General features: G+C 75.1%; 19 protein-coding genes and 1 pseudogene. 12 read left to right on the forward strand and 8 right to left on the reverse strand.

Annotated features, from left to right (window positions below):
- Positions 1-240: pseudogene (locus ACME2J_RS06200) on the reverse strand (hypothetical protein); the annotation flags it as partial.
- A 41-nt stretch (positions 241-281) separates the two neighbouring features.
- On the reverse strand, positions 282-2,234 hold the full coding sequence (locus ACME2J_RS06205; RefSeq protein ID WP_495544014.1) for a polysaccharide biosynthesis protein: 1,953 nt from the start codon (positions 2,232-2,234) through the stop codon (positions 282-284).
- Between the two features lie 115 nt (positions 2,235-2,349).
- Here ACME2J_RS06205 and ACME2J_RS06210 point away from each other — a divergent pair, with 115 nt between their 5' ends.
- Genes ACME2J_RS06210 through ACME2J_RS06240 form a run of 7 tightly spaced genes read left to right on the forward strand, consistent with a single transcriptional unit; the run spans position 2,350 to position 9,497 of the window.
- Positions 2,350-3,303, forward strand: coding sequence for a GNAT family N-acetyltransferase (locus tag ACME2J_RS06210; RefSeq protein WP_495544015.1), 954 nt, complete (start codon positions 2,350-2,352; stop codon positions 3,301-3,303).
- Entirely contained in the window at positions 3,300-4,007 is a 708-nt protein-coding gene (locus tag ACME2J_RS06215) for a class I SAM-dependent methyltransferase (RefSeq protein WP_495544016.1), read from the forward strand. Before ACME2J_RS06210 ends, ACME2J_RS06215 begins: the two co-directional genes overlap by 4 nt.
- Positions 4,000-5,370: an NAD(P)-binding protein gene (locus ACME2J_RS06220; protein WP_495544017.1), complete on the forward strand. Its 1,371-nt coding sequence runs from the start codon at positions 4,000-4,002 to the stop codon at positions 5,368-5,370. The genes ACME2J_RS06215 and ACME2J_RS06220 overlap by 8 nt, the downstream gene beginning before the upstream one ends.
- A complete protein-coding gene (locus ACME2J_RS06225) occupies positions 5,367-6,101 on the forward strand; it encodes a class I SAM-dependent methyltransferase (protein ID WP_495544018.1) in 735 nt (244 codons plus the stop codon). Before ACME2J_RS06220 ends, ACME2J_RS06225 begins: the two co-directional genes overlap by 4 nt.
- Before the next feature lie 5 nt (positions 6,102-6,106).
- Positions 6,107-6,559: a sugar 3,4-ketoisomerase gene (locus ACME2J_RS06230; protein WP_495544019.1), complete on the forward strand. Its 453-nt coding sequence runs from the start codon at positions 6,107-6,109 to the stop codon at positions 6,557-6,559.
- Positions 6,560-6,568: 9 nt separating this feature from the next.
- Positions 6,569-7,684 carry a DegT/DnrJ/EryC1/StrS family aminotransferase gene (locus tag ACME2J_RS06235; protein ID WP_495544020.1) on the forward strand — a complete coding sequence of 372 codons (1,116 nt, stop codon included), beginning with the start codon at positions 6,569-6,571 and terminating at the stop codon, positions 7,682-7,684.
- 55 nt (positions 7,685-7,739) lie between these two features.
- Entirely contained in the window at positions 7,740-9,497 is a 1,758-nt protein-coding gene (locus tag ACME2J_RS06240) for a glycosyltransferase (RefSeq protein WP_495544021.1), read from the forward strand.
- 39 nt (positions 9,498-9,536) lie between these two features.
- Here the strand turns inward: ACME2J_RS06240 and ACME2J_RS06245 are convergent, their stop codons facing one another.
- Genes ACME2J_RS06245 through ACME2J_RS06255 form a run of 3 tightly spaced genes read right to left on the reverse strand, consistent with a single transcriptional unit; the run spans position 9,537 to position 12,732 of the window.
- A complete protein-coding gene (locus ACME2J_RS06245) occupies positions 9,537-10,556 on the reverse strand; it encodes a hypothetical protein (RefSeq protein WP_495544022.1) in 1,020 nt (339 codons plus the stop codon).
- A gap of 38 nt (positions 10,557-10,594) precedes the next feature.
- Positions 10,595-11,614, reverse strand: coding sequence for a DUF354 domain-containing protein (locus ACME2J_RS06250; RefSeq protein WP_495544023.1), 1,020 nt, complete (start codon positions 11,612-11,614; stop codon positions 10,595-10,597).
- An 11-nt stretch (positions 11,615-11,625) separates the two neighbouring features.
- Complete coding sequence (locus ACME2J_RS06255; RefSeq protein ID WP_495544024.1) at positions 11,626-12,732, reverse strand: DegT/DnrJ/EryC1/StrS family aminotransferase; 1,107 nt, start codon at positions 12,730-12,732, stop codon at positions 11,626-11,628.
- Between the two features lie 37 nt (positions 12,733-12,769).
- Here ACME2J_RS06255 and ACME2J_RS06260 point away from each other — a divergent pair, with 37 nt between their 5' ends.
- From ACME2J_RS06260 to ACME2J_RS06275, 4 genes are all read left to right on the forward strand, one after another.
- Positions 12,770-13,612, forward strand: coding sequence for an undecaprenyl-diphosphate phosphatase (locus tag ACME2J_RS06260; protein WP_495544025.1), 843 nt, complete (start codon positions 12,770-12,772; stop codon positions 13,610-13,612).
- On the forward strand, positions 13,609-14,712 hold the full coding sequence (purM, locus tag ACME2J_RS06265; protein WP_495544026.1) for a phosphoribosylformylglycinamidine cyclo-ligase: 1,104 nt from the start codon (positions 13,609-13,611) through the stop codon (positions 14,710-14,712). The genes ACME2J_RS06260 and purM overlap by 4 nt, the downstream gene beginning before the upstream one ends.
- 88 nt (positions 14,713-14,800) lie before the next feature.
- Positions 14,801-17,479 (forward strand): Ig-like domain-containing protein, encoded by a 2,679-nt coding sequence (locus ACME2J_RS06270; RefSeq protein ID WP_495544027.1) that lies wholly within the window; start codon positions 14,801-14,803, stop codon positions 17,477-17,479.
- A gap of 35 nt (positions 17,480-17,514) precedes the next feature.
- Positions 17,515-17,691: a hypothetical protein gene (locus tag ACME2J_RS06275; RefSeq protein ID WP_495544028.1), complete on the forward strand. Its 177-nt coding sequence runs from the start codon at positions 17,515-17,517 to the stop codon at positions 17,689-17,691.
- 23 nt (positions 17,692-17,714) lie between these two features.
- Here the strand turns inward: ACME2J_RS06275 and ACME2J_RS06280 are convergent, their stop codons facing one another.
- Entirely contained in the window at positions 17,715-18,020 is a 306-nt protein-coding gene (locus ACME2J_RS06280; RefSeq protein ID WP_495544029.1) for a hypothetical protein, read from the reverse strand.
- Between the two features lie 137 nt (positions 18,021-18,157).
- Between ACME2J_RS06280 and ACME2J_RS06285 the strand changes: the two genes are divergently transcribed.
- Positions 18,158-19,333, forward strand: coding sequence for an exonuclease/endonuclease/phosphatase family protein (locus ACME2J_RS06285; RefSeq protein WP_495544030.1), 1,176 nt, complete (start codon positions 18,158-18,160; stop codon positions 19,331-19,333).
- Positions 19,334-19,409: 76 nt separating this feature from the next.
- Here the strand turns inward: ACME2J_RS06285 and ACME2J_RS06290 are convergent, their stop codons facing one another.
- Together ACME2J_RS06290 and ACME2J_RS06295 are read right to left on the reverse strand one after the other, a co-directional pair.
- A complete protein-coding gene (locus tag ACME2J_RS06290) occupies positions 19,410-19,718 on the reverse strand; it encodes a putative quinol monooxygenase (protein WP_495544031.1) in 309 nt (102 codons plus the stop codon).
- A 69-nt stretch (positions 19,719-19,787) separates the two neighbouring features.
- A complete protein-coding gene (locus ACME2J_RS06295; protein WP_495544032.1) occupies positions 19,788-20,141 on the reverse strand; it encodes a hypothetical protein in 354 nt (117 codons plus the stop codon).
- Between the last annotated feature and the right edge of the window lie 17 nt (positions 20,142-20,158).

The raw sequence follows: 20,158 nt of genomic DNA on the forward strand, positions 1-20,158 counted from the left end.
ATCGACCTCGACGATCGTGTCCCACATCGTGCGCGTGCCGACATGCTCGGCCTGGGCCTGCATCTCGGCGGCCCGCTCGGGCGCACGGCCCGCCCACTCGCGCAGGCGCTTCAGCTCTCGGGCCTGGCCGAAGTAGAGCATGGAGAGCACGCCGAGTCCCAGAACCGCCGCGAACCCTGCGTACGCGCCGAGAGTCTGAACCCGGTCGGAGAGCTCGAGAGCACCGAGAACGACCAGCATGAAACCCCGAGTGTAAGGACCGCGGGGGCGGGATGCCCCCGTCAGGCCTCCCGGCGCGCCCTGCGCGCGGCTCGCTCCCCGGGCCCCTCGACGACCGTCCCGGGGACGTGGACCGCGGAGAGCTCCGCGACCTTCGCCGCGAGACCGGCGGCGTCGCCCTCGAGGACGAGCAGCCCGATCTGGTCGAACATCGCCTCGATCGTGTCCGGGTCGAGCGGGTCCCGGTCGGCCCGGAGGATCTTCTCGGCGCCCGTCGGGACCTCGCGCTCGAACGGGTTGATGAGGTCCTCGTCGAGCTTCTCGCCGGGCCTGCGGCCGGTGACCTCGATCGCGATGTCCTTGTCGGGCTCGAGGCCGGAGAGCTCGATCATGTCGCGCGCGAGCTGCAGGATCGACACGGGCTCGCCCATCTCGAGGACGAAGATCTCCCCGCCCTTCCCGAGGCCGCCCGCGCGGATGATGAGCTGCACGGCCTCGGGGATCGTCATGAAGTAGCGGGTCATCCGCTCGTCGGTGACCGTCACCGGTCCGCCGCGGGCGATCTGCCGCCGGAAGATCGGGACGACCGAGCCCGAGGACCCGAGGACGTTGCCGAAGCGCACGCACGCGTAGCGCGTGCCCGGCCAGCGCTGGCCCGCCGCCTCGACGGCGAACTCCGCGAGCGCCTTCGAGGCGCCCATCACCGTCGCGGGCGAGACCGCCTTGTCGGTCGAGACGAGGACGAAGCGCTTGACGCCGGACTCGCCGGCGACCTGCGCCATGAGACGGGTCGCGATCGCGTTGTTGCGGACCGCCTCCACCGGGTTGAGCTCCATGAGCCCCACGTGCTTGTAGGCGGCGGCGTGGAAGACGACCGTCGGACGGTGGTGCGAGAAGACCTCCCGCATCCGCTCGCCCTCCTTGCAGTCGGCGAGGACCGTCGAGAGCCCGGACGGGTGGACGTGGCGGTCCTCCTCGAGCTCGCGCTGGATCTCGAAGAGGTTGTCCTCGGCGTGGTCGAGGAGGATGAGCTTGCGCGCCCCGACCCGGGCGATCTGGCGGCAGAGCTCGGAGCCGATCGAGCCGCCCGCCCCCGTGACGAGGACGACCTCGCCCTGGAGGTACGCGCCGACCTCCTCGACCGAGCTGATGACCGGGTCGCGGCCGAGGACGTCCTCGACGCGCACCTCGCGCACCTGCCGGACGACCGGCCCGCCGGTCTGGAGCAGCTCGAAGACGGTCGGGAGCGTGCGCACCGGGATGCCCCGGTCCCGGCACGCCTTCACGACGCGCCCGCGCAGCGTGCCCGGCGCGGACGGGATCGCGATCGTCACCTCGTCGGGCTCGACCTCGTCGAGCACCCGCGGGAGGTCGGCTCGCGTGTCGCCGAGCACCTTGACCCCGTCGACGCGCTGGCCGTGGAGGCGAGGGTCGTCGTCGACGAAGCCGACGGGATGCAGCCCCAGCTCCGGGTTGCGGATGATCTCCCGCAGGACGAGCCGGCCGCCGTCGCCCGCGCCGACGACGAGCACGCGCCGCGCGCCCTTCGGCGCGCGCAGCCTCGGCATGCCGCGCTCGTGGTAGGTCCGCGCGAGGAACCGCGCGCCGCCGACGAGGACGAGCGTGAGGAGGAAGTGGAGGGCGAGCACCCCGTTGGGGATCGAGACGCCGACCTCGCCCGCGCCCGACGTGACGGTGACGGGGTCCGCGAGCGCGACGAAGGCCGCGATGGCGAGCGTCGAGACGACGACGGCGTAGAGGACCCCGAGGAGGTCGCGCTGGCCCGCGTAGCGCCACCACCGCTGGTAGAGGCCGAAGAAGCCGAAGACGACGATGCTCACGGGCACCGCGAACCACAGCGTCCGCTCGAAGAGGAGGTCGAACCGCTCGGGGACGCCGGCGTCGAAGCGCAGCCGGTACGCGCCGTAGTACGCGATCGCGACGAGGACGGCGTCGGCCGCCGCCTGGGGGAGCGCGTGGCGATGCAGCGCGGGGAAGGGGATCCGTCGGCGCATCAGCGCGGGATTGTCGCACGGCGGCCACCGGTCGTCCGGGCCGCGCCGTGCGCGGGGCCTGGCGCGCCGCCGCGACCTCAAGGCCCGCCGCGACCGTCCGACCACCCGGATCAGGATGTCCCTCCCATCCGCCGCGGCCGTCCTCCCGGACGCGACCGTGCTCTTCAACGACCCTCGATACCACGCTCTCCACGCGCCCCCGTCGGCGCGGAGCCTCGTCCTCTCCCACCACGACGACGAGGGCCGGCTCGTCGGCGGGCTCGCGGGCGTGCTCGAGGACGGCGTCCTCACCTCCGGCGACAGCGCGCCGTTCGGCGGCGTCACGCTCACCCGCCCCGACGAGACGCCCGGCCGCGTCGCCGCGCTCGTCGACGACGTCGTCGCCCAGCTCGACGACCTCGGCGTCACCGAGACGGTCGTGCGCTGCGCGCCGCGCTGCCACCTCGCCGCCGAGGACGCGGTCCGCTTCGCGCTCCTCGGCTCCGGCTTCGCCGTCGCGGAGGCCGACCTCAGCTTCACCCTCGACCTCGCGCCGCTCGCGAGCGCCGCCGACTGGCTCGCGGCCCGCAAGAAGCCGCTGCGCCGCAGCCACCGCGACGCGGGGCCCGAGCGATTCGCCTTCGGTGACGCCGAGGACTGGGAGCGCGCGTTCTCCGTCCTCGTCGCGAACCGCGCCGGGCGCGGCCGCACGCTGTCGATCGACCTGGCCCGCGTCCTCGCCGTGCGCGAGGCGTTCGGCGACGCGATCCGGCTCGCCGAGCTGCGCGAGGGCGACGCCCCGCCGGTCGCGGCCGCCCTCACCTACCGGGTGACGCCGGGCACCGAGCTCGTCGTCGCGTGGGGCGACGTCCCCGGCCTCGACCGCTCGCCGATGCCCGTCCTCGCCGAGCGCCTCGTCGGGCGCGCGCTCGACGACGGGCTCTCCGCCCTCGACCTCGGCACCTCGACGCTGCCGGCCGACGGCCCGGCCGGCCCGCGCCGCGTGCCGAACGACGGCCTCGTCCAGTTCAAGCGCGCGCTCGGCGCGACCGCAGAGCTGCGCCCTGTCCTGCGACGGAGGCGGCCATGACCGAGGTGCGCGGCGACTACACGGCGATCTACGACCCCGACGAGGACTTCGACGCGCTCTACACGCGCGCGACGGCCGCCCGGATCTCCGCGCACGTGCGCGCCGGCGACCGCGTGCTCGAGGCGGGCGCCGCGACGGGCCTCATGACCGCGTCGCTCGTCGCCGACGGCGCGACGGTCGTCGCCCTCGACCGCTCCTCGGAGTACCTCGCCCGCCTGCGCGACCGCCGCCTGCCCGGGGTCGAGACGGCGGTCTGCGATCTCGACGCCGACGCCCTCCCGGACGGACCCTTCGACCACGTCGTCGCCACGAACCTCCTCCACGAGCTGACGGACCCGGGAGCCTTCCTCGGCCGCTGCGCGTCGGTGCTCGCGCCGCACGGCCTCGTCCACGTCTCGGTGCCCAACCCGACGTCCCTGCACCGTCTCGTCGCCCTCGAGATCGGTCTGCTCGACGATCTCACGGGACTCTCGGCCCGCGCGGAGACCTTCTCGACCCGCCGGATGATCGACCGCGAGGCGCTCCGGACCCTCGCCGCCGGGGCCGGGCTCGAGGTCCTCGCGTCGACGGGCGTCGTCTGCAAGCCGCTCCCCAACGCGCTCATGGAGGCGCTCCCGGCCGACGTGCTCGAGGGCCTCGACCGCGTCTCCCACCGCGTCCCCGACCTCTGCGCGATGACCCTCGCGACGCTGCGCCATGCCTGACCCCGCGACCGTCGTCGGCGGCAGCGTCGCGGCGCTCACGGCCGCCGACGCCCTCGCGCGCGCGGGCCGCGACGTGCGCCTCGTCGTCCCCGAGCGCGGCCTCGGCGGGGGCTTCCTGGCGATGCGGCGCGACGGCCGCCGGCTCGAGCTGGGCGTCCGCGTCCTCGAGCTCGGCTACGAGGACGACCCGCACGGGACCGACGTCCCGCCCCTCTCCGCGTACGTCCCCGGCTTCGGCGGTCACCGGCCGTACACGCCGCTCGTGCGCGCATGGGTCGAGGACCTCGTCGGCGACCGGCTCGTCGACGTCCCCGCCCCGCGGATGATCGTCGAGGGCGCCGTCCACGACGACGTCTACTTCACCGTCGACCTCGCGGGGCTCCGCGAGGTGCTCGGCCCGCAGCGCACCGCGGTCGTCGCGCGCGAGGCGGGCGCCGCGCTCGCGACGCACGGCGACGTCGGCGTGCTCGGCCGGCTCAACGGCCACATGCTCGACGAGGCGTCGCGTGCGAACCACGGGGACACGCTCCACGAGCTGCTCATCGCCCCCGTCGCCGAGAAGTTCCTGGCCGGCGGCGCCGAGCGCACGCTCGCCGCGTGGCGGCGCAAGGTCTGGATGCCCCTCTTCTGGCCGCGGACGGTCGCGGAGGCCTGCCTCGGCAGCCCGTCGTTCGCCCCTGCGCGCCGCTTCGAGACCGTTGGCGACGAGGGCCCCGGGGCGATCGTCGAGGCGCTCCTCGCCCGCCTGCGCGCGAGCGCGCGCGTGGAGCTCGTCACCGCCGGGCCGCTGCGCGGCCTGCGTCGCCTCCCGACCGGCGCCACCGAGCTGACGGTCGACGGCCTCGAGCCCTGGAGCGCCCGGCGCGCCGTCGTCGGCGTCGGTGCGCGCGAGCTCTTCACCGCCGTGGGGCACGACTACGCGCCCGAGCGCGCGCGCTCCGTCATCGCGTGGATCGAGACCCGGCGCGAGGCGCCGATCGCCCTCACGCACGTCGTCGACGCCGACAACCCGGTCGTCCGCGTGAGCGACAGCGGCCCCGGCCTCGCCCCCGGGACGCGCGTCCTCTGCGTCGAGCTGCGCCACGACGTCGCCTCCGAGGCGATCGGAGACCGGGCGCTCGACGGCCTGCGCGCCGTGGGGATCCTCGGGGCCCGCGCGGCCGCGGACGTCGTCCTCTCCGGCGCGATGGAGACCTTCGACGCGCCGACCGCCGGGACGCGCGACGCGCACGCGGCGGCCGTCGCGCACCTCGAGGCCCGGCACCTCGACGTCCTCGTCGTCGGCGGCGCGACCGCGCCCGGCGCCGACTCCTTCAACGAGCAGGTCGTCGCAGGACTGGCGGCCGCGGAGGCCCTCGCATGACCGCCCTCTCCCCCGACGCGCTCGACGCTTACGCCCAGCGCTACTACCTCGCCGGCGAGGAGGTCCCCGACCTCCACGTCGAGGACCTCCAGCAGGAGCACTCCGCGGACCTCATCGCCCGCGCGGTCGCCGGAGCCGAGCGCGTCCTCGAGCTCGGCTACGGGGTCGGGCTCATGACCCGGCTGCTCCGCGACCGGGGCGTCCCGATCGAGGTCGTCGAGGGCTCGCCGCTCCTCGCCGCCCAGGCCCGCGAGCTGCACCCGGGCCTCGCCGTCCACGAGGGGATGTTCGAGACCTTCGCCCCCGACGAGCCCGTCGACGCCGTCCTCGCGCTCCACGTCGCCGAGCACGTCGACGACCCGCGCGCGCTGCTCGCCCACCTCGCGAGGTGGCTGCGACCCGGCGGCCGGCTCGTCGTCGTCGTCCCGAACGCCGAGTCGCTGCACCGCCGGCTCGCGGTCCGGATGGGACTGCAGCCGCAGCTCGACACCCTCTCGCCGCGCGACCACCTCGTCGGCCACCAGCGCGTCTACACGCTCGACGGGCTGCGCGCCGACGTCGAGGCCGCCGGCCTCCACCCGACCGAGGAGCTCGGGTGGTTCCTCAAGACCCTGCCCAACTCGATGATGCTCGACTGGCCGACGGACCTCCTCGTCGCGCTCAACGAGATCAGCGACGAGCTCGAGCCGCGACAGCTCGCGAACATCGGCGTCGTCGCGGAACGGAGGTAGTGACGATGGCCCTCTCCGACTGCCGGATCATCGGCTTCCCGAAGATCCACGACCCGCGCGGCAACCTCACCTTCATCGAGGGCGGCGAGCACGTCGACTTCGACATCGCCCGCGTCTACTACATCTACGACGTGCCGGGCGGCGCCGAGCGCGGGGGGCACGCGCACAAGCGCACGCACGAGCTGCTCGTCGCGATGAGCGGCTCGTTCGACGTCGTCCTCTCCGACGGCAACGTCGAGCAGCGCTTCCAGCTCAACCGCTCGCACTACGGGCTCTACGTGCCGCCGATGACCTGGCGGCACCTCGAGAACTTCTCGTCGGGCTCGGTCTGCATGGTCCTCGCCTCGCTCAAGTACACCGAGGAGGACTACTACCGCGACCAGGACGAGTTCCTCGCGGCGCTCCAGGGCGCGAAGCACGCGCCCGCGCCGGTGCACGTCGAGGCGAAGGCCGCCTGAGGGCGCACCGTGGACCGCGTCCCGTTCCTCGACCTGCGCGCCGCCTACGACGAGCTCCGCGACGAGCTCGACGCCGCGGCGCTCCGGGTCCTGCACTCCGGCTGGTACGTCCTCGGGCCCGAGGTCGAGGCGTTCGAGGCGGAGTTCGCGGACTGGGTCGGGACGGAGCACGCGGTCGGCGTCGCGAGCGGCCTCGACGCCCTCGTCCTCGCGCTGCGGGCCCTCGGCGTCGGGCCGGGCGACGAGGTGATCGTCCCCTCGAACACGTACATCGCGACCTGGCTCGCCGTGAGCGCCGCCGGCGCCGCGATCGTGCCCGTCGAGCCCGACGAGTCGACGCACGCGATGACGCCCGAGGCCGTCGCGGCGGCGCTGACGCCGCGGACCGCGGCCGTCCTCTGCGTCCATCTCTACGGGCGGGTCGCGTATGCGCGGGAGCTGCGCGAGCTGTGCGACGGGGCCGGGGTCGCCCTCGTCGAGGACGCCGCCCAGGCGCACGGCGCCCGCGGCGCGGGACGGACCGGGGACCTCGCCGCGTTCTCGTTCTACCCGTCGAAGAACCTCGGCGCCCAGGGCGACGCCGGGGCGGTGACGACGAACGACCCGTCGCTCGCCGACCGCGTCCGCGTGCTGCGCAACTACGGCTCGCGGGAGCGCTACCTCAACGAGGAGCGCGGGGTGAACTCGCGGCTCGACCCGCTCCAGGCGGCGATGCTGCGCGTGAAGCTGCGCCACGTGGGGACGTGGAACCTCCGCCGGCGCGCTCTCGCCGCGCGCTACGCCGAGGCGCTCGCCGGCAGCGGGCTCGTCGTCCCCGAGGACGCCGGCGACGACCACGCCTGGCACCTCTACGTCGTGCGTGCCGCCGACCGCGACGCGCTCCGCGCCCGTCTCGGTGAGGCGGGCGTCCAGACGCAGGTGCACTACCCCGTCCCGCCGCACCGCTCGCAGGCCTACGCGGACCACGCGCTCGGGCCGTTCCCGGTCGCCGAGCGCCTCGCCGCCGAGGTCCTCTCGCTGCCGATCGGCCCGCACCTGCCGGCGTCCGCCGTCGACCGCGTCGCCGATGCCGTCCACGCCGCCCTCCACACTCGTCGGGAGACCGCCGATGTCCTCTCCGGTTGACAGCCTCCCCCGTCACGCAGCGGAGATCGCGCGACACGCCGAGATCCTCGAGACGATGACCGCCGCCGCCGAGCGGTGCTCCGCCGCGGGCCGGCACGACGCGGCCTGCGCCCTCGTGCAGACGGCATCGGGGGTCGTCGCGCTCCGTCATCCCGGCCGCTTCGCCGACGAGCGGCTCGAGGCAGTGCTCGCGGCGGCGGCGACGACGCTCCCCTCCCTCCCGCACGCCGGAGGCGGCGGAGTCCTCCACGTCTTCACCCACGCGCTCGACATCGGCGGCCACACGCGACTGGGCTGGCGATGGATGGAGCGCGACGGCGACCGCCGGCACTCCTTCGTCGTCACCCGCCGCTCCGGTCCGCCCCCGGCGCCGCTCGTCGACGCCGCACGCGCGACGGGCGGCCGCGAGCTCGTCGTGCCCGGCGCCGAGGCGGGGCTCCTCGCCACCGCGGCGGCGCTGCGCGCCCTCGGCGGCCGCTTCGACGAGATCGTCCTGCACGTCAACCCGAACGACCCGCTGCCGTCGCTCGCCTGGGCGGGGCTCGAGGACCGCCCGCCGATCCTCGTCTCCGACCACGCCGACCACTGCTTCTGGCTCGGCCGCGACTGCGCCGACGTCGTCGTCGGCCACCGGCCGGTCGCGGCCGAGATCGCGACCGAGCGCCGCGGCGTGCCGCGGGAGAGGACCGCGACGCTCGCCCTCCCGCTCGCCGACGTCGACGCGACGACACCCGACCGCCGCGCCGAGGCGCGGGAGCGGATCGGCGTCCCGCCCGAGGCGCGGCTCCTCCTCACGATCGGCGCGCCCTACAAGTACGAGGGGGGCGAGCGGCACCTCCTCGATGCCGTCGAGCCGCTCCTCCACGAGGACCCGTCGACGATCCTCCTCGTCGTCGGCCCGTCGTCGACCGGCCGGTGGGCGCAGTCCGCCGCGCGGACCGGCGGCCGGGTCGTCGCGACCGGCCCCGTCACCGACGTGAGCGACGCGCTCGCGGCCGCCGACGTCTTCATCGAGGCCTACCCGTGCTCGTCGGGGACCGCCGCGGTCGAGGCCGCGCAGTCCGGTCTGCCCGTCGTCGCCTGGGCGCCGGACCCCGTCGAGGCGGCGCTGCTCGGCAGCGCCGGCGCGGCGGCCGACCTGTGGCCGGTCGCCCACGACGACGCGAGGCTCCGCGCCGACGTCACGGCGGCGTGCGTCGATCTCGACGCGCTCCTCGACCACCACTCCTCCGACCGCTGGCGGACGGGCCTCGAGGCGATCAGGGAGCGCGTCGCCCGTCTCGGCCCGGTGCGCCGCGACGAGCTCGACGTGCCGCCGTCGGGGGTCGACGGGATCGACCGCATCCTCCACGAGCTGCACGCCCGCACGGGGCACTGCCACAAGGTCGAGCTCGTCGAGGCCTGGGTCGCGCACGCACGCGCGCTCGCGGCGTGGCCGGCGGTGGAGACGTGCTTCGTCCCGGGCCTCACCGCGACCTCGACGCTCCTCCAGCTCGCCGGCCGGTTCGACGTCGCGATCGCCTGCCCGGGCCCCGGGGAGGAGGCGGCCGCGGTCGAGGCGCTGCGGACGATCCTCGTCGGCCAGCTCGCCGAGCGCGGCGTCGTCGCCGTCCACCCCGACCGGCTCGACGCGGCGATCCCCGCCCTCGAGGACGCGCTCGCCGCCGGCGTCGACGTCGACCTCGACGTCACGCCGACCGCGACGCCGCTGGAGCTCGCCCACGACGACGCCCTCGTCGTGCGCACCCCGGGCGACGGCCTCGACGGGGCGCCGGGCGCCCACGTCGACGCGTCGGCCCTCCGACCCGCGTGAGTGTCGATCCACCGACGCGCAGCGTGGGTGGATCGACACTCACCGCTCGGGGGCGGTGAGATCAGGCGCGGGTGAGCGCCGCCGGGCGTCCCGGCACGCCGCCCGGGAGGTGGCGGCCGAACGCCGCGAGGACGCTCTCGCGCTCGGCCTCCGCGGTGTAGCGCGCGCGGATCCGCTCGCTCGCGGCGCGGGCCTGCGCCTCGAGCGCGGCGGGGTCGGCGCGGTGCGCGTCGAGCACCTCCTCGACGGCGCGCGCGAAGGCGACGATGTCGCCCTGCGGGACGGGGAAGCCGTTCTCCTCGGTGAAGTAGTCGCGGCCGCCCATCCCGTGGTAGCCGATGACGAGGCAGCCGGCGGCCATCGCCTCGGCGGGAAAGGGCAGCCCTCCGGGTAGCCGAAGCTGAGGAACGCGAGCGCCTCGCGCTGCGCCGCGGCGACCTCGGTCTCGCTCATGCCGTCGAGCGCCACGACCTCGACGTCGCGCAGCGCCCCGCGCTGCGCGAGGAGGTTGAGGACCTGCCGCGCCTGGTCGCCGTGCTTGCGCGGCATGAAGGTGATCCGCCGCCTGCGCGGGCCGTCCGGGCACCACCAGAGCTCCGGGTCGAGCTGGTAGACGATGCGCTCGACGTCGAGCTGCGGGAACCCGTAGCGGAGGTAGGCGGCGTTGTCGTCGCTCACGCACACCGCGCCGATGACGTCCGGGTGGTCGTAGGCGGTCGCCCCCGGCTCCGTGACGAACGGGTAGTCGTGGAACGTGTTGTACGCGTTCTGGTTGAAGACGACCTTCGTGACGCCCGCGGCGAGCTCGCCGAGTCGCGGACCGAGGATCTCGGGGAGCACGAGGATGTCCTCGCCGGGCCGCGGGTCGGCCTCGACGCCGCTGATGACCGGCGTCGAGCTCTCGAACCAGGTGCAGCGGAAGCCCGGCGTCATGTGGACGACGACCGCGGGGACCCCCGCCTCGTTGAGGTGGTCGACGGCCCGGTAGACGACGCGGATGCCGCCGGACGGCACGTCCGTGTCAGGACACAGGAAGTACGCCCGCGGATGCTCGCTCACACCACCGTGGTCGGCTCTCCGACCCCCGGGTTGAGCGCTCAGCGCCCCCTGAGCGGGCTCGTGAGGAGGTCGACGAGGAGCGCCGGATCGCGCCGGACGCGGTCGGGAGAGAGCTCACCGGGACGCCGACCGGGCGCGCGCTCGAGCACGAGGTCCTGCGGACGGTCGAGCTTGCGCAGCCGGCCTTCGGCGATGAGCCGCTCGTCGACGGCGCCGAGCCGGCCCTCGAACGTCGTGTAGACCGGCGTGCCGAGCGCGACGGCCTCGCGGTTCATCGTCCCCCCGGCGCTCACGACGAGGTCGGCGAAGGCGACGAGCGACGGCGCGTCGATCGCCCGCTCGGGCACGGTGACGCCGCCGAAGCGCGCGAGCTCCTCCCGCTGCTCGGGCGTGCGCGGGAGCGCGACGACCTGCCCCTGCTCGCGCAGGACGCGCAGCGCCTGAGCGAAGACGTCGTTCTCGAAGCGGTGGTAGAGCGCGACCGCCGGCGGCGTGCGGACGACCGCGAGGGGCTCGCCGGGGTCGAGCCCGAGCTCGTCGAGGACCGCGCGGTCGGGCACGAGGTCCGCGAGGTAGTACTCCTCCTTCAGGCCCGGGTACGCGCGGATCTTGCGGGGCGTCGCGCCGTAGCGGCGCAGGCGCTCGGGCGGGATCGCGTCGGGCACGACGACGGCGTTCCCGAGCCCGCAGTTGATCGTGTGCTGGACCGTCGCCCACTCGTAGTCGAACATCGTCGACCGCGGGACCCGCAGGACCGCCGCCGCGACCGTGACGTCGTTCGACCCGTGGCCGAGCGCGAGATCGAAGCGCCGGCGTCGCGCCCATCGGGTGAGCGCCGCGGAGCGGTCGGCGAGCCCGAGCGCCTTCGCGGCGAGGCGGCCGCCGCGGTGGCGGCCGATGACCGTCGCGTCGAGCCCGTGGCGCTCGGCGAGCGCGACGGTCTGGGCGAAGTCGCGCGCGGTCACCTCGACGTCCGCCCCGCGTGCCCGGAGCGCCTCGACCACGGGGCGCAGGACGAGGACGTGCGGCGAGTTCGTGAGGTCGATCCAGACGCGCATCGCGGTCGGCCTCAGGCGAGCGCGTCGCGAATGGCGGCGACGACCTCGGCGACCTCGGCGCGCGTGATCGCGGCGCTCATGGGGATCGCGAGGTGCGTCTTCGCGGCCTCGTCGGTGCCGGGGAGCGGGACGTCGCAGCGGGCGCGCCCGTCGGCGAGCAGCCGCTCGACGGCCGGCTGGCGGTGGATCGGCCGGCGGTAGTAGCCGCGGGCGCCGATGCCGCGCTCGGTGAGCGCCGCGGCGAGCGCATCGGGCTCGGGCGTGCGGACGACGTAGAGGTGCCACGCGGGCCGGGCGCCCGGCGTCGGCGTGGGCAGCGTGACGAGGTCGCCGAGCCCCTCCTCCTGGTACCACTCGCCCGCGCGGCGCCGGTGCGCCGCCCAGTGCTCGAGCGACGGCAGCTGGACGCGGAGGACCGCCGCCTGCAGCTCGTCGAGCCGCGAGTTGAGCCCCACCTCGGTGTAGGTGACCTTGTCCTCGCTGCCGTGGAAGCGCAGGGTGCGCACGCGCGCGTCGAGCTCGCCGTCGCTCGTCGTCACCGCGCCGCCGTCGCCGAAGGCGCCGAGGTTCTTCGAGGGGTAGAACGAGAACGTCCCGACCGCCCCGAGCGCGCCCGGCCGGCGCCCGTCGGCGGCGAGCGAGCCGGCGGCCTGCGCGCTGTCCTCCAGGACGGGGACGCCGAGCGCCGCGATCTCGTCGACGGGCGCGACGTTCCCGAAGAGGTGGACGGCGACGACCGCCTTCGTCCGCGGGGTGAGCGCTGCGCGCACGGTCTCGGGGGTGACGACGAACGTGTGGGGATCGACGTCGCAGAAGACGGGCACGGCGCCCGTCGGGGGGATCGCCTCGGCGCTCGCCCAGAAGCTGAAGGAGGGGACGACGACCTCGTCGCCGGGACCGACGCCGAGGGCGCGGAGGGCGATCGTGATCGCCTCGGTGCCGTTCGCGACCCCGGCCGCGTGGGCGCAGCCGAGGTGCGCGGCGAGCTCGCCCTCGAAGGCCGCGACCTGCCCCCCGAGGATGTACGTCTCGCTGTCGAGCACCTCGTCGACCGCGGCGCGCAGCGCGCCGCGCAGGGGCTGCAGCGGCGTCGAGGGGTCGAAGAGCGGGACGGCCATGGGGGCGCGAAGGCTACCCGTCGCTACCGTTGCTCCCGTGCCCGACGAGGACGAGGTCAGCCTGCTCGACGCCGCCGCGCTCGGCGTCCTCCACGGTCCGGCGGAGCTGCTGCCGATCAGCTCCTCCGGGCACGTGACGCTCATCCCGTGGCTGCTGGGCCGCCCGTACGCCACCGCGCTCGACCCCGAGCTGCGCAAGGCCTTCGAGGTGGCGCTCCACGCGGGCACGGCCGCGGCGCTCCTCGTGGCGCTGCGCGACGAGGTCGGCGAGGCGGCCCGCGGCCTCGACGCGCGCCGCCTCGTCCTCGTCGTCGGGTCGTTCGTGCCGCCGGCCGTCGCGGGTTACACCCTCGAGCGGCCGATCGAGGAACGGCTCGGGACGCCGCCGACGATCGCCGTCGGGCTCGTCCTCGGGTCGGCGGCGATGGCGATCGCCGACCTCCGCGGGCGCTCGGACCGGTCGCGCGACGACGCGACGTGGGTCGATGCCGTCCTCCTCGGGCTGGGACAGGCGTGCGCGCTCGTCCCCGGCGCGTCGCGCAACGGGATGACGCTCGCCGTCGCGCGGGCGCGCGGCTTCGGGCGCGAGGACGCCAACGTCCTCTCCCGCCACGTCGCGCTGCCCGTCATCGTCGGCGCGAGCCTCCTCAAGGGCGTCCGGCTCGCCCGGCGGGGCGTCCCGCCGGGGTTCGCGGCGCGCGCCGGGCTCGGCGCCGCGGCCTCGTTCGCCTCGACGCTCGCGTCGGTGAAGCTCATCCGGCAGGTCGAGCGCGACCGGTCGCTGCTGCCCTACGCCGCGTATCGCACGCTCCTCGCGGGAATCGTCGTCGCGACGAACCGGCGCCGACGCCGCCGCATCTGGGACGATCGAGCGCGATGAGCGACGCATACGCCGCTGCCGGCGTCGACACCCACCAGGCCGATGCCGGCGTCGGCGCCCTCGTCGACGTCCTCAAGTCGATCCGCCTCGAGCGGCCGAGCGCCTCCGTGCTGCCCAGCGGCCACTACGCGAGCGTCCTGCGGGTCGCGCCGAACCTCGGCATCGCGCTCTCGACGGACGGCGTCGGCTCGAAGATCGTCGTCGCCGAGCAGGCGAACCGGCTCGACACCGTCGGCATCGACTGCATCGCCATGAACGTCAACGACGTCGTCTGCGTCGGGGCGGAGCCGATCGCGATGGTCGACTACCTCGCGGTCGAGGAGGTCTCGGCCGACGCGCTCGCGAAGATCGGCGAGGGTCTGAAGACCGGCGCCGAGCAGGCGGACATCGAGATCCCCGGCGGCGAGCTCGCCGTGCTGCCGGAGATCATCCGCGGCCATCCTTCGCCGCGCGGCTTCGACCTCTGCGGGACGGCCTTCGGCACCGTCGCCCTCGACCAGATCGTCACGGGCGCGGACGCGAAGCCCGGCGACGCGCTCGTCGGGATCCCCTCGAGCGGCATCCACTCCAACGGCTACACGCTCGCGCGCCGCGCGCTCCTCGAGGACGGCGCGGGTCACGACGGCGGCCCGGCGGGCCTCGCGCTCGACGACGCGCCGCCGGAGCTGCGGGGCGACTCGGTCGCCGACGCCCTCCTCGAGCCGACGGTCATCTACGTGAAGGCCGTCGTGGAGCTGCTGCGCTCGGACGTCCCCGTCCACGGTCTCGCCCACATCACGGGCGGCGGGCTCACGAACCTCCTGCGACTCGTCGGGACCCGCTGCGGCTTCACGGTCGAGCAGCCGCTCGCGCCGCCGCCGGTCTTCGGGCTCATCGCCGACCGCGCGCAGGTCCCCGTCCACGAGATGTGGGAGGTCTTCAACATGGGCTGCGGCTTCGCCGTCGTCGTCCCCGAGGACCGCGCGGGCGACGCGGTCGCCCTCCTCGCCGAGCGCCATCCGCACACCGCGCGGATCGGCACGGTCACCGACGAGGGCGGCATCGTGCGGGTGCCCGGCGCCGGCGTCGTCGGGGACGCGGGCGGGCTGCGGGCGGCGTAGTCGGCGCCGCAGCATCACTCCTCCGGCTAGAGTGTCGGCCGGGGACCGTGCGCACCGGCTCCTGCCATGGTCGACACCGGAGGCACCGATGCCGCGCACGCCCCTTCTCGCCGTTCCCGTCGCGCTTCTCGCGGCGCTCGCCCTCACGCCGGCGGCCCACGGGGCCACGACGACGTTCACCACGAAGGGCTGCGGCGGCGATGGCGGCGTCACCGCGAACGAGTACACGGTCGCCGCCGGCGTCACCGAGCTCGCCGTCACGCTCGTCGGCGGTCGCGGCGGCCAGACCCGCCCGGGCGGCAGCGGCTTGGACGGGGACGGACGACGTGTCCAAGGCGTCCTCGCGGTCACCCCGGGCGAGACCCTCTACGTCTGCGTCGACGCGTTCGGCGGCGCGAACGGCGGAGGCGACCCGGACCTCACGCCGAGCGACGGCGGCGGGCTGTCGCTCGTGTCGCGCGCGGCCGACCTCGCGACGTTCCTCGCGGTCGCCGGTGGCGGCGGGGGCGCAGGCCGAGGGGCGGGGGTCCCGTCGCGCGGCGGCGACGCCGGGCCGGCGGGGGGAACCGGCGGCGGCGGCGCCGACTCGCCCAGCGACCCGGGCGTCGTCACGGGCGGCGGCGGCGGGACGCAGGCCGCCGGAGGCGCCGGCGGCGTCAACACGACGAACGCGGCCGCGAACGGCACTCCGGGCGCCGCCCTCGCGGGCGGGGACGGCGGCGCGCGCGTCGGCACGAGCCTCTACGGCGGTGGCGGTGGCGGAGCGGGCGTGTTCGGCGGCGGCGGCGGGGCCGGTCACCACGACGGGCTCGACATCTCGGCGGCGGGTGGAGGCGGGTCGAGCACCTGCGGGTCGCTCACCGACTGCTCCGACGACCTGCTCGAGGATCCCGGCCGCGTCGTCCTCACCGAGATCACCCCGACGTCGACGGCGTTCCCGGTCGTCGCCGAGAACCCCGTCGAGGTCGGAGAGACGCAGACGGTGAGCACCACCGTGACGCCGGCCGGCGTCGCGGGCACGGTCGAGGTCGTCGACTTCACAGGCGGGTCGGCGGGCGCCGTGCTGTGCACCGACGCCGTCGACGTGGGGACGGGCGCGGCGTCGTGCACGTTCACGCAGGGAGCGCCGGTCGGGACACGGGCCGTCCGCGCCCGCTTCGTGCCGACGACGGCGGGCCATCAGCCGTCGTCGTCGGGGTCGGCGACGTACACGGCCGTGCAGCCCTACGCCACGACCCTCACCGCTGCTCCCGACCCGGTCGATGTCGCGGCGCCGCTCACGCTCACCGCGACGGTGACGCCGGCGCCGCCGAGCGGGGACATGCGGTTCATCGGCCCGGACGGGATCATCACGAGCTGCGACGCGACTCCCGTCGACACCTCGACCGGCGTCGCGGAGTGCACCACGTCGGCACCCGCGACCACCGGACCCGCGGCGTACCGGACGATCTTCTTCGTCCCCGCCTTCTCCAGCGTGGAGAACGACACCGTCGACGTGCTCGTCGAGACGGACACGGCGACGACGCTCGTCGCACCGTCGGGCCCGGTGCGACCTGGCGCGGACGTCGCCCTGGCCGCGACGGTCTCGCCCGCCCCGCCGGGCGGGACGGTCGCGATCACCCGCACCGGCGGCGGGTCGCTGTCGCCGTCGTGTGACAGCGCCGCGGTCGGGTCGGGCGGTGTCGCGATGTGCATCGCTCCCGTCCCGGGTGACGTCGGCACGCGCGGCCTCACCGCGGCGTTTGCCGGGACGACCGGCTACCGGCCGTCGAGCGGGAGCGACGACCTGCTCGTCGTCGGCACGACGGCGACCACGGTGGGTCTGCTCACCGGGACGCCGATCGCCGGGGACCCCGCGACGTACGTCGCCGACGTCGTCGCCGAGCAGGCCGCGGCCGCCGGTCCGCCGCGCGGCGCGGTGGCCTTCGCGCTGGACGGCGCGCCCGTCGCGGGCTGCGGCGCACGGCCCGTCGATGCGAGCGGCCGCGCGACCTGCCCGTCGGTGGTGCCCGGACCGCTCGGAGCGCACGTCGTCCGCGCGACCTTCGCGCCCGATCCCGGCTGGGAGGGGTCGGCGTCCGAGACGTCCTTCGTCTCCGGTGCGCGCACTGGTCCCGCCGCTGCGACCCCCGTGGCCCCCGCGGCCTTCGAGCTTCCGCCCTTCGCGGCGAAGCTCCAGGTCGAGCGCAACGAGGTCGACGACGGCGTCCTCGACGTCCTCGCCCCCATCAGCGCGCGGACGAACGGCGACGTGCGGTTCTCGTTCGAGGCGAATGGGACGACGACGCCGTTCACGAAGACGATCGACAGCGAGAACCGGCGCCTGCGGTTCCGCCACCGGCTGCCCGCCGCACAGCGCGACGCGACGACCGGGATCCTCGAGATCGAGTACCCCGGTGACGAGGACACGCTTCCCGCGAGCGCCCGGCTGCGCGCCGCGCCGAACCGCGCGAACCTCGAGGCCGAGCGGCCCGTGATCGACGGCCGGCGCCTCACCGCCCGCGGCACGCTGTCCGACCGCGCCCGCGGCGTCGTGAGGCTCCAGATCGTCTTCCAGCCCCCGGCCGGGGCGACCGAGCGGCTCGAGTTCACCGCTCCCATCGAGGACGGCCGCTATGCCTTCGACGTCGACCTCGGCCCCCAGGTCGCCGCCGAGATCTCGAATCGCCGCGGCGTCGTCCACTCCTACACCGGCTACACCGGGGACCTCGAGCGCCTCATCCGCGGCGAGCTGCAGTCCTACACGGTCCTCGCGCGCCCCGGCTGACGTGTGAGGGACGGGCGCGCCGGGGAGCCAGAAGCATGTCCCTCGGCCTCCTCGCGATCCTGCTCTTCGTCGCCGTCGTGCTCGTGAGCGTCGTCGCGGCGCAGGTCTTCCCGAAGGCGTCGACCGAGAGCGAGCCGGAGGCCGAGCAGGACATCACCGGGATCGGCGAGACGAAGTTCGGCACCGACCCCGACGACACGACGATGGGCTGAGGGCGCCGCCGTGGCGCGCTCGCTCAGGGCGTCGCGTCCCCGCCCGTCGCCTTCTCGCGGCTCGTCCGGGACTTCGACCGGCTCGCCTTCGCGCGCGCCGCGACGACCTTCGAGCCGGGCATCGCGCGCATGATCGTGTCGGACGTCTTCGCCGCGCGGGCGATCTCGACGAGGGCCCGCTCGACCGAGGCGAGCCGCCGCTCGAGGTCGCGGATGTCCTTCGAGATCCGGCCGACGTCCTCCATGCGCTTGAGCGTCCGCACGAGCTCGTGGAAGTCGTCGAGCGCCCGGACGAGGAGGTCCGGCCAGCGGAAGAGGAGGCGGAACACGGTGGCAGCCTAGGGCGCGGGTCGGCCCAGGTCCATCGAGGCCGCGAGGAATCACCCCCGCCGGGGGTGACGTCGCTCACCCGCAGGGCCGGCGATGCGGGTCGACACTGGCCCTTCCACCGACGGAGGAGAGTCACATGTCCCAGTTCGCGCGGCGGCTGGTCGTCGCCGCCCTCGTCGCCTTCGGGCTCGCCGGTCCCGCCGCCGCCGCGGCCGACGCCAAGAAGGCGGGCAAGCCCGGCAAGAACGGCAAGCCGGTCACGGTGATGACGCGCAACCTCTATCTCGGCGGCGACATCGAGCGTCCGATCGCCGCGACGCAGGGACTCACGGGCCTCCCCGCGCTCATCGCCTTCGGCCAGGCCAACCACACGCTCTTCGGCATCGTCCAGCAGACGAACTTCCCCGCGCGGGCCAAGCTCCTCGCGAAGGAGATCGCGACGCGCAAGCCGCGCCTCATCGGCCTCCAGGAGGTCGCGCTGTGGCGGACCGGGCCGCTCGAGCTCGGCGCGGTCGGGACCGCGAACGCGACCGACGTGTACCAGGACTTCCTCGCGATCCTGCGTGCCGAGCTGCGCGCGCACCGGCAGCGCTACGAGGTCGTCGAGGTGCAGACGGAATCCGATGTCGAAGGGCCGTCGTTCATGACCGCGCCCGGCGACCCGACGAGCAAGGACGTGCGGCTCACGATGCGCGACGTCATCCTCAAGCGCGCCTCGAGGGGCGTGAAGATCGAGGACTCCGGCAGCGGTCAGTACACGGCGAGGATCAACCTCGACGTCGGCGGCGCGCCGTTCTCGTTCATCCGCGGCTACAACTGGGCGGACGTCCGGGCCGGCTCCAAGCGGTTCCGGTTCGTCAACACGCACCTCGAGTCGGCGAGCCCGCTCATCCGGCTCCTCCAGGCGCAGGAGCTGCTCGCCGGACCGGCGAACGTCCCGGGGCGCTCGACGGTCATCGTGTGTGACTGCAACTCCGACCCGCTCAACTCCTCGACGAGCCCGGCCGACCCGGTCCCGACGCCGCAGTCGGCGGCCTACGGCGCCATCACCGGCCCGGGCGGGTTCCACGACACGTGGCTGCAGTTCGCGCCGGCGAGCGAGGGCTTCACGTTCGGCTTCTCCGAGACCCTCGACGATCCCGACGCCTCCGGCGTCGACCACAGGATCGACATGGTCTTCGCGAAGAAGGCCGACGGCTCGCCGGTCCGCGTCGACCGCGGCTGGGTCGTCGGCGACGACCCGGACAACAGGACCCCCGGCGGCCTCTGGCCGTCCGACCACCTCGGCGTCGTCATGCGGCTGCGGCCGTAGGACGACGCGGCGTCCGCCGCGAGCCGCAGCATGACGTCGTGGGGCGTCACGATCCTGCGGCTCGCGGTGGCAGACGTCACCCGAGGGCGACCTCCTCGCCCTCGCCCGACTCGTACTTGACGATCTTCGGCGGCGCGCTCACCCAGGCTGCGAGGTGCTGGGCGGCGCCGCCGAAGTGCGGCGTCCCCAGGTGCGCCTGGAACGCGGCCTCGTCGGCGTAGCGCTCGATCATGACGAACGTGTTCGGCTCGTCGACCTTCTCGACGAGGAAGTACTCGATGACGCCCTCCTCCTTGTTCGTCTCGGCGATGAGGCCGCCGACGGCGCCGAGGAACTCGTCGCGCTTGTCGGCGCGGATGGGCAGGGTGGCATGGACGATGAGCATGAGATCTCCGGTGTCGTGGGGTTGGAGCCGCCTGCCTACAGGACGGGGGGCCCGCAGGGCAAGCGCGCCTCAGCGCCCAGCTCGCGCGAGCGCCGCCGCCACGACCGCGTCGGCGACGGTCGCGCCGAGGAGGCCGCGGGCGAGGATGCCGCCCCGCGGGAAGCCGTCGCGGGCGCGCCGCGCGCCATGGCGGGCGATGAGGACGTTGAGCCCGGCGCGGGCGAGCATCCAGGCCCATCGCGGCCGGCCGGCGAGCAGCCCCGCGCCCACGACGATGTCGGCGGCGCCCGTGGCACGGGCCGCGCGAGGCCCGAGTCCGCCGAGCACGCCGAGGCGCTCCGGGGCGAGCAGCAGCGGGCCGCCGATCGCGAGGCTGATGACGCCGACCTGCGTCGCCGCACGCTCGGCACGATTCGCGTCCATCGCGCGAACGTACCCGA

The organism is Paraconexibacter sp., from assembly GCF_059438195.1.